Here is a 13,028-nt window from a genome sequence, read left to right on the forward strand (position 1 = left end):
AGCAGCCGCTGCAGATAGCCGGCCCAACGCTGGATCGTTGCCGCGTCGAACAGGTCGGTGGCGTATTCGAGCTCGCCGCCCACGCTGCCATCCGCATTTTCGACAAAGGTCGCAGTCAGATCGCAATGCGCGCTCTGGTGGGGCATCGACACCGACTGTACGTCCAGGCCAGGCAGCACCAAAGCGCGGCCGCCGGGCGTGTTGTCCAGCGCCAGCATCGTCTGGAATACCGGATGGTGGCCGAGATCGCGCACCGGCCGCAGTTCTTCGACCACTTGTTCGAACGGCACATCCTGGTGGTCATAAGCGCGTAAGGTCGCATCGCGCACCTGAGTGATCAGTTCGGCAACGCTGCTAGCCGCCGCCGGGTTGACGCGCAATGCGAGCGTGTTGACGAAGAAGCCGACCAGGGTCTCGGTCTCGCGTCGCTGACGGTTGGCGACCGGGGTGCCGATCACCACCTCACCCTGCCCGCTCAGCCGCGACAGCAGAACCGACCAAGCGGCCAGCAACGCCATGAAGAGTGTCGCGCCATGCGCAGAGGCCCAGTTGCGCAACAGCTGCGCATGCTCCGGCGCCAAGCGCAACGGCAGGCTGGCGCCACGGTGACTTGGGCGCGCCGGCCGTGCCCGATCGCCAGGCAGCTCCAATAGCGCCGGCGCATCGCGCAAGCCTTGGCACCAAAATCGCAACGAGGCGTCGAGGCTGCCATCGGCCAGTCGCTGCTGTTGCCAACAGGCGTAATCGGCATAGGTCAGGCTCGGCGCCGGCAAGGGGTTGTCGCGGCCTTCAACAAAGGCCGAGTACAACACGGCCATGTCCTGCACGAGCAGCCCCATCGACCAGCCGTCGCCGGCGATGTGGTGTGTAGAGAAAAACAGAACATGATCGTCCTCACCCATATGAGCCAGTGCGACCCGCAACAGCACGTCCCCTGACAGGTCGAAGACGGCGCTGGCCTGCGCCTGCAGCAGTGCGTCCAGCGCGCTTGAGCGCGCCCCCTCTTCAAGCCCATCCAGTGCGTGCCGAACCATGGTCAGCGATGTCGCCGGCAACACACGCTGTACCGGCTCTCCGTCGTGGTCGGCATAGACGGTACGCAGGATCGCATGTCGTTCCAGCAGCGCTTCCAGCGCACGCTGCAATGCGGCCACGTCAAGTCGGCCGCGCAGGCGCAGCGCACCGGGCAAGTTGTATTGCGGGCTGCCGCCACCAAGGAGATCAACGAACCACAACCGACGCTGCGCGAATGACAGCGGGTAGCACGACGCCTTCGCTGCCGGTTGGATCGCAGCTAAGGCACCATTGCCGCGGCCACGCTCGAGAACGGCGATCAACGCGTCCTTGTGCGAACGGATGGCGTCCGCCAACTCCGGCGTGATCGCGCCGCGCGGCGCATTGCTGCGCAAGCGTCCTTCTTCGACAGAAAGCATGACCTGCCGTCGGCCGAGTTCATGCAGCAACGCGGCCAGATCCATGCTCACCATTCGGTCATCTCCATTGCGTCGTTCTCTTCCACCGTACCCGTTGCGACTTGTGCCCCAGCCGCAGTCAACGCATCGATCCAGGCCGCCAGCTCGACGATGGTCGAGCGAGCGAACAGATCGGCGATGCGCAGTTCGCAATCGAATTCGGCCTGCAGCGCGACCACCACCCGGGTCGCGAGCAGTGAGTGCCCACCGACCTCGAAGAAAGTACGACGGGTGCCAACCGATTCGCGTTCGAGCACTTCGCACCAGACCCGGTGTACGCGGGTTTCGGTCGCCGTCTGCGGCAAAGTGTCGCCTTGATCCAGGCTCCAGTCGGGGGCCGGCAAGGCGGAACGATCGACCTTGCCATTGGTAGTCAACGGAAGTCCCGGCAGCACCACGATCGCCGCCGGTACCATGTAATCCGGCAGCACGGCTACCAGCGAAAGACGCGCCTGCAATGGATCGAAATCCTCGCCAGCCACTGTGTACGCGACGAGTTGACGGTCGCCGCGCTCATCTTCGCGAGCGACCACGACTGTCTCGCGCATACCCGGAAGTGCCGCAAGCGCCGATTCGATCTCACCCAGCTCGATACGGAAGCCACGCAACTTGACCTGAGCGTCACGACGGCCAACGAACTCGACGGTTCCGTCAGGCAACCAGCGACCGAGGTCGCCGCTGCGGTACAGGCGGCCATGCGCGCCGGTGTCGACGAAGCGTTCGGCAGTGAGCTCTGGCTGATTCAGGTAGCCCCGGGCCAGCCCGTCGCCACCGATCCATAGCTCTCCGACCACACCGATCGGCACCGGCTGCATCCGCTCATCCAGCAGATGTACGGTGGTGTTGGCGATTGGCCGCCCGATTGGAATCGCACGCTCGCCATCGACTGCTCCAGTGATCGCATAGGTCAGCGCAAACGTGGTGCTTTCGGTCGGTCCATAGCCGTTGACCAGTCGTGCCGGCGCATACGGCGACTGCGCCAACTCGGCGATCCGACGCGGGTCGAGTGCATCGCCGCCCACCAGCAAGTGGCCCAGCTGTGCCAAGGCCGGTCCAAGCACCGGCAGATGGCTGTTGAACAGTCCCACTGTCATCCACATCGCGGTGACGCCGGCACTCAACAGCGCGTCGCGCAAGGCCGCAGCATGCAGGACGGTCTGCTGGTCGAAAACGACCACGCGCGCGCCTTGCAGCCAGGCCGACCAGATCTCCCAGGTGGATGCATCGAACGCTGGGTTCGAGCAATGGGCGACGCGATCAGCAGGCGAGAGCGGCGCAAAATCGGTGCCAAACACCAGGCGCACAATGCTTCGGTGTTCGACCATGACCCCTTTGGGCTGCCCGGTAGAGCCGGAGGTATACATCACGTAGGCAAGTTCGCGGCCACTGGCTGGCTGGCGCGCAAGATTGAGCTGCGACTCATGCGACCACGCCTCTTCGTGCAGCGACAGGCGTTGCCCCACCCATGTTGCTGCGTCATCTGCGGCAAGAACGGCAACCGGCGCAGCGTCCTCGAGCAGATAGCTCACACGCGCGTCCGGCTGGGCCGGATCGATCGGTACATAAGCACCGCCTGCCTTGAGCACTGCCAGCATCGCCACCAGCATCGCGACACCGCGTGGTGCCACGATCGCGACCCGCGCATCTGTCACAACGCCGCGCTCGCGCAGACCGTGGGCGATGCGGTTGGCGCGGGCATTGAGCGTCGCGTAGTCCAGCATGATTCCGTCGGCCTGGACCGCGATCGCATCGGGCGTGCGCGCAGCCTGCGCCTCGAACAGGTCGGCCAGCGAGCTATCGTGAGGATACGGCGCGCGAGCGCCATTCCAGCCAGCGATCGTCGCGCGCTCAGCAGCATCGTGCAGCGCCGGCTCGCGTCCTGCGGCAACCGCTGCGGGCAGATCCTCGAGCACCCGCCCCAGATGCGCGACCAGGCGGCCGATGGTGGCCTCGGCGAAGTGCTCGGCGCGATAGCCCATGCGCAGCAGCAAGGTGTCTTCCAGCACCGCAATCAGCGTCAGGCGGAAATGGGTGAACTGCGGTGCCGAATCACGCTCGATTCGTAGCTGGCCCGGCAGGGCTGCCGCCTGGTCGCGGGCATCGGTCGGCAGATTCTCGAACACCAGCAGGCTGTCGAACAGCGGCATTCCGCCGGCCTCCAACTGGATCTGCGGAAGCGGCAGGAAACCGTGCTGTGCGCTTTCGACAAATTCGGCATGCTGGCGCGCCAGCATCGATGCTGTATCGGCGTCGCGGCCAAAGCGCACCGCCACCGGTACAGTCTGAATGAACAGCCCGACCATCGATTCAATGTCCGGCACCTCCGCCGGGCGCCCCGACAAAGTGGTGCCGAACACGACCTCGTCCTCTCCGCTGTAGCGATGCAGCACATAGCCCCAGCTCCACTGCAGCAGGGTGTTGAAGGTGACCTTCAAGCGTTGCGCCATCGATTCCAGTGCACGCGTGGCCGCCACCGACAGACGCAACCGGCGCTCGCGGGAACCGTGTTCGCCGTCGGTAGGCAGACGGTCCACTCCCAGCGGGGTCGGCAGCGACAGTCCCGACAGTGCTGCGCGCCAGTAGCTGCGCGCCGCGTTGGTGTCCTGGCGCGATAGCCAGGCGATGTAGTCGCGGTACGCGGCCGGCGCCGCAAGCGTATCCGGGCGACCTTCGCTCAGTGCGACATAGCGCTCCAGCACATCGCGATAGACCAGCGGCCCGCTCCAGCCGTCGAGGGTGATATGGTGCTGGGTCCACAGCACGCGATGGTGATCGTGGCCCAGACGGAACAGCGTCAGCCGCAGCAACGGTGCGCTGGCGAAGTCGAAGCCGGCGTCGCGGTCGGCGGCCAGGAAGGTGGCAAAGCGCGCCTCCTGCTCGGCTGGTGCCAGATCGCGCAGATCTTCTTCGCGCCATGGCAGCTGGACCCGATCGAGCACGATCTGTTGCAGCGTTCCGCCGGCCTCGGAGAACGCGGTGCGCAGGATGTCGTGGCGGGCCAGCGTGTCTTTCCAGGCGCGGCGGAACGCTTCTATGTCCAGGGGACCGTGAAGGGTCGGATACGACTGCACCACGTAAGCGGAACGTTCGAGCTGACTGTGGAAATGCAGGCCCGCCTGCATCGGCGTTGCCGGATACACCTGCGCGATCGCCCCATAGCGGCGCTGCCATGCGTCCAATTGCGCCTGGTCGACCGTGGCCAAGGGAAAGTCCGACGGCGTGCGCGTGCCGGCTCCGGGCGTGCTGCAATGATCGATAACTAGGTCCAGACCTTGCACGATCGCCTCGATCAGCGCTTGCGCCGTTTCGTCGCGATACTGGGCACGGCTGTAATCCAGCACCAGCGTGAGTTCGCCGCCGAACACACGTCCGGTCAAGCCAATCCTGCGCACCCTCCGGCGACGCGGGCTGACCTTGTCACCCACACCTTCCGGCGCGGCCTGGAAGGCAGTCTCCTCGTTGATCACCTGATCGAACTGGCCGAGGTAGTTGAACTCCAGGTCGGGCGGACCGAGCCGTCCGGCAGCCTCGACGAGTTCCGGGTCGTTACCCAGCTGATGGGCGATGCCGAACCCGATGCCGTGATCGGGAACCTCCCGATACTGCTCCTTGACCGCCTTGATGACCTCGCCTACCTCGTCGCTAGCCGTGCTGATCACCAACGGATAGATGCCGGTGAAGTAACCAACGGTTTGCGTGACATCGAGCTCGTCGAACAGGTCCTCGCGACCGTGTCCTTCCATGCGCACGCGGAATGCGCTCGCGCCACTCCACGCGCGCAGTCCGAGGTAGACGCCCGCCAGCAGCAGCTCGTTGATCTGGGTCCGGTAGGCGGCCGCACAGTCTTGTTGCAGCCGACGAGTACGCGTCGGGTCGAGGCTGGCAGTCACCAACGCGTTATCGCTCATTCGCCCGACATCCTCGGTGCCGAAGTCGTTCGGCCACGGCTCCACGTGGAGTCGGCACTGGCGCAGCCAAAACGACCGTTGCGCCGCCTGCCGCGACGAACCCACATGCTCGAGCAGGGCTTGACCCCATTGTTGGAACGAGGACGTCTTGGCGCCCAGTTCGATCGCTCGACCGGCCACGGCCTGGCCGTAGCCGCGCTCGATATCGGCGAGCAGGATTCGCCAAGACACCCCGTCCACGACGAAGTGCTGGGCCAGCAGCAAGAGACGCCCACTCTCGCCCGCACGGGCAGGCGCGAAATGGACCACCCGCAGCAGCGGCCCCCGCGCAAGATCGAAGCAGCGTTGCCAATGATCGCAACGCGCCGTCACGAACGCGGTTGCGTTGGTTTCGGGTAGGCGTTCGCGCACAATCGTTGCCGACAGCATTGCCTCGTCCAATGGCGCATACCAGGCCTGCCAGTCGCCATCGCGCTCGGCGAAGCGTAGGCGCAACGCATCGTGACGGCGATAGACCGCCGCCACCACGTCCCGCAGGATCGCTTCATCGACATCTGCAGGTGTCCTCAGCAGCACCGCTTGGTTGTAGTGATGGCGGTCCGTCTCGTCCAGGCCGATCAATAAGCGGTGCACCGGCAACAGCACCTGCCCACCTTCGATCGCCTGCTGCGGCGCCACGGCTGCAGGCGCGTCCAGCGTGGCGGCCAGCGCGGCCAACTCGGCCACGGTCTGGGCGACGAACAGATGGCGGGTAGTGAGCGCCAGCCCGGCCCTGTTCGCGCGCGATACCACTTGGATCGCCAGGATGGAATCGCCGCCGATCTCGAAGAAGTTGTCGTGCACGCCGACCAGCTCCAGCCGCAGCGCTTCCTGCCAAATCGCCACCAGCGTGATTTCATGTTCGTTGCGCGGCGCGACGTGCACGGCCTGGGACTGGTAATCAGGCTCCGGCAGTCGGCGCAGGTCGATCTTGCCATTGGCGGTCAATGGCAGCGCATCGATCGCTACGAATGCCGCCGGCATCATGTAATCGGGGAGATGCCGTTTGATTCGCTCACGTAATGCGCGCACCAGCAGCGCTTCGTTGACCTCTGCTTCGTTGGCGACGGCTGGCACCACGTAGGCGACCAAGCGACGCAGAGCGCCGTCGCCACGGACCGCGACCACGGCCTCGGACACGCTCTCGTGGGCGCGCAGCAACGCGGCGATCTCACCCGGCTCGACACGATGTCCACGAATCTTGATCTGGCCGTCGACGCGCCCGAGGAACTCCAACTCACCCTGCGCATTCCAACGCACACGGTCGCCGCTGCGGTACAGACGGCCACCGTCGGCGGCGAGTCCATCGATGAAGTTGAGCGCGGTCAGTGTTTCGTTCCCCAGATAGCCGTCAGCCAGGCCTGGACCACCGATGTAGAGCTCACCAGGCACGCCGACCGCCACCGGCGCGCCCTGTGTGTCGAGGACGCGTAATTCGACGTTTGGAAGGCCGCGGCCCAGGGTCAGCGGACGGCCGGGCACCACCTCGGCGCTGGTCGCAGCAACGGTGATCTCGGACGGGCCATAAGAATTGACCACGCGACAACGCTCGGCCCAGGCCCAGGCCAAGCGTTCGTCGCAAGCCTCGCCGGCGACGAACAGCACGCGCGGCGCCGGTGTAGAACCGATATCCAGTTGCGCCAGCAACGCCGGCGGTATGGCCGCATGGGTGATCTCGGCCGTGCTCAACAAACGTGCCAGTCGTGCTGGCGAGCGCCGGTCTTCTTCCGCGCAGACATGCAGGGCCGCGCCATTGGCCAGCGCCATCAGCCATTCCCAGACGGCTCCGTCGAAGCTCACCGACGCGAATGCCAGCACGCGGTCGCCCTCGCCCACCTGATACAGCTCGCGCTGCGATAGGGCCAGATTGATCATGCCGCAGTGCGGCACGATGACGCCCTTGGGGCGTCCAGTCGAGCCGGAGGTGAACACCACGTAGGCTGGATCCTGCGGACGCACGCCTGTCTGCGGGGCACCCGGATCGGCCGCGTCGGATGCGCCGAACAAGGCGTGGGCGAGAGCGCCATCGACCGGTACCACACTGTGCTCGCCCAACGCCGGGACCGCTTCCAGTACGCCCTGCTGGGTCAATACCAGTGCCGGCGCGGCATCCTCCAGCATCGCGGCGATACGCTCTTCGGGATAGGTCGGGTCGATCGGTACGTAGGCGGCGCCCGCCTTGAGGACAGCCAACAGACCTGCAAACAAATCGTGTGACCGCTCCATGCACACGCCAATCCGGGCCCCTGGCCCGATCCCCTGCGCATGCAAGAACGCGGCTATTCGGTTCGCGCGGCGGTCCAGGTCGGCATACGTCCACGCGTGGCCGTCGCAAACCACCGCTGCTGCGTACGGTGTCGCGCGCGCGCAGTGCTCGAACAACTGGTGCGCGCACAGTGCCGGACGCGGCAGGAGCGATGGTGCGCCGAGCGCAAGCACGCGCGCAGCATCGTCGGCTGACATCGCCGCCGACGCGAGCAATGGCGCCTGCGGATCCTTGGCGGCGGCCGACAAGCACGCCAGTAGCGCGTCGGCCAGGCGTTCGACGGTCTTGGCATCGAACAATTCGGTCGCATACAGCACGGTCATGTCGAAACCGTCGCCCCGATCGCGCACATGCAGTTCCAGATCGAAGCGCGACACGTCGATACCGGATTCCAGACCGCCCACGCTCAGGCCCGGCAGCGCGAGGTCTGCAACTTCGTCCTGGTGCATCGTGAAGCTGATTTGGAATATCGGGCCGTGGCCAAGACTGCGCGGTGGATTGATCGCCTCCACCACCAGGTCGAAGGGAATGGCCTGGTGTGCGAATGCATCCAGAACGGTGGTCCGGACGTGGCCTAGAAGTGTCTCGAAGCTTTGCGCAGTGTCCACGTGGGTGCGAATGGCCACGCTGTTAACGAAGCATCCGATCAGTGGTTCGGTGGCCGAATGATGGCGTCCGGAGACCGGCGAGCCGACCACCACATCGTCTTCGCCACTCCAGCGCGCCAGCACTGCGGCGAATGCCGCGTGCAGCAGCATGAACGGGGTCGCTGCGCGCGCCCGGGCAAGTTCGCGCAGGCGAGCGGATAGCGATGATTCCAGTCTGCGTTCGATCCGGCCGCCGGAAAAGGCGCGCTGTGTCGGCCAGGGTCGATCCAGCGGTAGGCCATGCACGGGCGGTGCCCCCTCCAGGCGCTCGCGCCAGTAATCCAGCCCCTGTTGCAGTCGCGCCTGGTCCAACACGCGTTGCTGCCACAAAGCGTAGTCCCCGTACTGCACCGCCAAAGGTGGCAAGGCCGGCCGGCGTCCTTCGCAGGCGGCGGCATACAGTTCGACGAACTCCTTGACCAGCAATGCGCTGGAGCCGCCATCGGAAGCAATATGATGCACCGTCAGCACCGCGACCCATTCCTGTTCGTCGATACGCAATAGCGCCGCGCGCAACAACGTGTCGGTCCCCAGGTCGAATGGCCGTTCGACCTCCTCGCGTATCCGTGCGGTCAACAGTGCCTTGCGTTGGCTGACCGCGCTTTTGCGCAGGTCATGGAGTTCCAACGGCGCGTCAGCCAGGTCGACGACCTCGCACCGCCCATCACCATCGCCGGCCAGGAAGCGCGTGCGCAAGACCTCGTGGCGGGCCACGATACCGTCCAGCGCAATCCTGCAGGCCTCCATGTCCAGATCGCCGCGCAGGCGCAGCGTCACGGCGATGTGGTATTGGCGGCTGCCGCCCTCGACCTGGTCGAGAATCCACAAGCGCTTCTGCGCGTGCGACATCACCGGCGCGGTGCCCGGCGGGCGCGGTCGCAATTGGATGCGCTGCTCGCCGTGGCTGTCGACGTGGGCGGCCAGACGACGCACGGTCGGATGCTCGAACAGGGCGCGCAGGGGCACGCTGCGCTCCAGGCGACGACCGATATCGGCGATTGCCCGGGTGGCCAGCAGTGAGTGACCACCGAGGGCGAAGAAATCCTCGTCCAGGCCGATCTTCGCGTGACCGAGGATGGCGCACCAGGAGTCGTGCAGGACCTGCTCGCTGACAGTCGTCGGCGGGGTCAACTCGTGTTTGGCCCCGGCATCGCTCCGCCATGCCGGCAACGCCGCGAATTCGCGCTTGCCGTTGACGGTCAGCGGCATTCGCTCGATCCAGACCACCGCTTCGGGCAGCATGTAATGCGGTAATTCGAGAGCTAACGTCGCACGCAGGCGCGCATCCTCCATCACTGGCGCGCCGTCGGCAGAGACCGCATAGGCCACCAGACGCCGATCGTGGTCGTCGCCGACAGCGACCACTGCGGCATCCTGCACGCCCGGCAGCGCCATCAGACGCGCTTCGATCTCCGCAGGCTCGATCCGATACCCGCGAATCTTCAGCTGCGCGTCGTCGCGACCGAAAAAACGCAAGCGGCCATCGACGCCCCAGGCCGCAAGGTCGCCGCTGCGATAGGCGCGGCAGCCATCGGCCTTGACGTAGAAACCACCGGCGTCGGCGCCGCCCCGATAGCCTTGGGCCAACTGCGGACCGACGATATGGAGCTGTCCGCGCACGCCGATTGGTACCGGCTGTCCATGGCGGTCGACGACGTCAATGCGCATGCCAGGGAACGGCCGCCCGATCGGCACCCCGTCCTCACTGGGCAATGCATCGGCAGGCCCAATGGCGTGGACCATGCAGCCGACCGTGGCTTCGGTCGGTCCGTACTCGTTGACCAACGTCGCCTTCGGTGCGACACGTTCGCGGAATCGGGCCAAGGTCGAGGTCGATAATGCTTCGCCACCGACGACCACGCGATGGGGCGCCTGTCCCGGGACCGTGGCCAGATTCGCCAACGCCTCCAGATGTGCAGGAGTGAGTTTGAAAAGCAGCGGTTCGGCGCCGACCATCAGGCTGGCCAGTATGGCCAGCGAGGCGTGCGGATCGGGTGGCAGCAAGTGGACCGGGCGACCGGTGGCCAGGGGCAGGATGAGCGAGGTGACGGTGGCGTCGAACGCGAGCGTGGTCGCAACTACGCCGGCAGCCAGCGCATCGGCGTCATAAAGGCATCGCGCACGATCCAGATAGTGCGCCAGCGCGGTATGACCAACGACAACGCCCTTGGGACGGCCGGTCGAGCCGGAGGTGTAGATCAGGTAGGCGGTGACGCCAACCGCATGCTCCGGTCTGCTGCTGGGGGCAGCGGTCGCGCGCGCAACTGCCAGCGCGTTGACATCGATGACCGCCATGCCGCTCGGGCAATCGACCGCTTTTGCCACATCGTCGCGCGCGGTCAGCATCGCGGCGGGCGCGGCGTCGATGAGGATCGCCGCGATGCGCGCTGGCGGTGATGTTGTGTCGACCGGCACATAGGCGGCGCCAACCTTCCATGCGCCCAGTATCGCGGCCACCATCCAGGCATCGCGCTCCAGCAACAGGACGACCCGGTCGCCCTCGCCGACACCGGCCACGCTCAGTGCATCGGTCACTGCATCGGCAGCGGCGCCAAGCTGCGCCCAGCTCCATTGCTGGTGGCCGGCGATCACTGCCACCGCGTCGGATCGCGCGTCGCAATGGCGCTGGATCTGCTTCAACGCCGTCTCGGGGACAGCCTCGGAGACTGCCCGACCAGCAGCCAGCGCGACCATCTGTTGGCGACCGGACGCATCCAGCAGATCCAGCGTACTGACCCGGACGGTATCGTCAAAGGCCATTGCCCGCAGCAAGCAATCAAAGTGGCCTAGCCAGCGGTCGATGGTGGTGCGATCGAACAGGTCGCAGGTGTACACCAACTCGCCACAGAAGCCGCCCGCTTCATCGGCCAGTGCCAGCGCCAGGTCAAATTGCGCGCTGTGCCGCGGCGGCTGCAGCGCCTCTACCCGCACGCCCTGCAGGTCGGGTGCGGAGGTGCCTGCGCCGGATACGGTAAGGCTGGTCTGGAACAGCGGTGAGTGGCTGAGACTGCGCTGCGGTCGCAGCGCATCAACGACCTGCTCGAACGGCACATTTTGATGGGCGTAGCCGTCCAGGGTCAGCTCGCGGACCCGGCTCAGCAGGCCTGCCACAGACGGATCGTCTTCCAGATGCACATGCAACGGCATGGTATTGGCGAAAAAGCCGATCAGTGGTTCGACCTCCGGTCGCTGACGATTGGCGACCGGGCAGCCGACCACGACCGAGTCCTGGCCCGAGAGCCGGTGCAGCAAGGCCGCCCAGGCCGCCAGGAGGACCATGAATGGCGTCACCCGATGGCGCCAGGCCAGGTTGCGCAGCGCGTCGCTAGTCCCCTGGTCGATTCGTACCGGCACGCGTTCTCCGGTATAGCGTTGGTGCGCCGGCCGCAGACGGTCACTCGGCAGTTCCAGCAGCGCTGGTGCGCCTGCCAGATGCTGTTTCCAGTAGCTGATCTCCGTCTGCAAACGCGCCTGGTCCAGGCGTTCGCGCTGCCATGCCGCATAGTCGGCGTACTGGATGGACGGCAACGGCAGCGGATCGGGCTGGCCAGCAACGGTTGCGGCATAGATTGCGCCCAATTCGCGCACCAGCACCGCGTTCGACCAGCCGTCCGAGACGATGTGATGCATCGTGACCACCAATACGTGCTCCTCCTCGCCGGTATGCAGCAGGCGCATGCGCAGTGGTCCGCCGGTAACGAGATCGAACGGTGCCTCGCCCTCGTCGCGCAGGTGCTCCCATATCCGCGATGCGGCATCCTCGCCGCGCAGGTCGAACAGCGGCAACGGTGGCACCGCGTGAGCCGGCAGGACCCACTGCACCGGCTCGCCGTCCTGATCGACGAAACAGGTCCGCAAGACCTCGTGGCGTTCGACAATACGAGCCAGCGTCAGCCGCAGCGCGTCCACGTCGAGGGCGCCGCGCAAGGCCAGCGCCGCGCCGACGTGGTAGGCGGCGCTGGCGGCCGGGTCGAGCTGGTGCAAGAACCACAGCCGCTGTTGCGCGAACGACAGCGGCGCTGGCCGCTGCGGCTGCCCGCGTCGGGGAATCGCCTCCGCGATTGGTAAGACAGCACTGTCCGAGAGGAATGCGATGAGGGCGTCACGGTTCTCGCGCAGCAACGCGACCGCACGTGGTGAAATGTCCGCTGAGGCCGAACGAGTTTTGAGCCGGTCCTGGTCGATGAAAGGAAATACGCCTTCGGCGTTGAGCAACGTCACGATCTCTGCAGGCCGCATCTCACCACTCCATTTCGATTTGCGTTGCGTCCGTTACGGCACCGGAGAGGTTCTCGCTGCGGATACGCTGATCGCTCACCAGCCGTGCCAGCGAGCGAATATCGGGATTTTCGAAGAGACGTCGCAGCGGCAGTTCGATCCCGAACTCACGCTGCACATCGTTGATGACGCGCATCGCCAGAAGCGAATGACCGCCGAGCGCGAAAAAATCAGCGGTCGCGCTGACCCGCTCCAGATCCAGCGCCTGCGCCCAGATGCGCTCGAGCAGGCATTCAATCTCGCCTTCTGGCGCGCTCCAGGGCAACTCGGCAACGGACGGCGCCGGCAGACGTTTGCGATCGAGCTTGCCGTTGGCTGTCAGCGGCAGGCTCTCCAGGGGCACGTAGACCGACGGCTGCATGTACGTCGGCAAGCGCGACGTGGCCACCGCGCGAAGCGCCTCCTCCCAGCCCTCGCC

3 protein-coding genes are annotated in these 13,028 nt (G+C 65.9%); all 3 read right to left on the reverse strand.

Annotated elements, in window-relative coordinates:
- Nucleotides 1-1,487: condensation domain-containing protein (locus ABQ137_RS20580; RefSeq protein ID WP_349783470.1), on the reverse strand; the 1,487-nt coding region annotated here is incomplete at its 3' end.
- On the reverse strand, nucleotides 1,481-12,571 hold the full coding sequence (locus ABQ137_RS20585) for a non-ribosomal peptide synthetase (RefSeq protein ID WP_349783468.1): 11,091 nt from the start codon (nucleotides 12,569-12,571) through the stop codon (nucleotides 1,481-1,483). The genes ABQ137_RS20580 and ABQ137_RS20585, both read right to left, overlap by 7 nt.
- 1 nt (nucleotide 12,572) lies before the next feature.
- Nucleotides 12,573-13,028 (reverse strand): phosphopantetheine-binding protein (locus ABQ137_RS20590; protein ID WP_349783469.1); only part of this gene is annotated, 456 nt, incomplete at its 5' end.

The organism is Xanthomonas sp. WHRI 8393, assembly GCF_040203315.1.
Classification (GTDB): Bacteria; Pseudomonadota; Gammaproteobacteria; order Xanthomonadales; family Xanthomonadaceae; genus Xanthomonas; species Xanthomonas arboricola.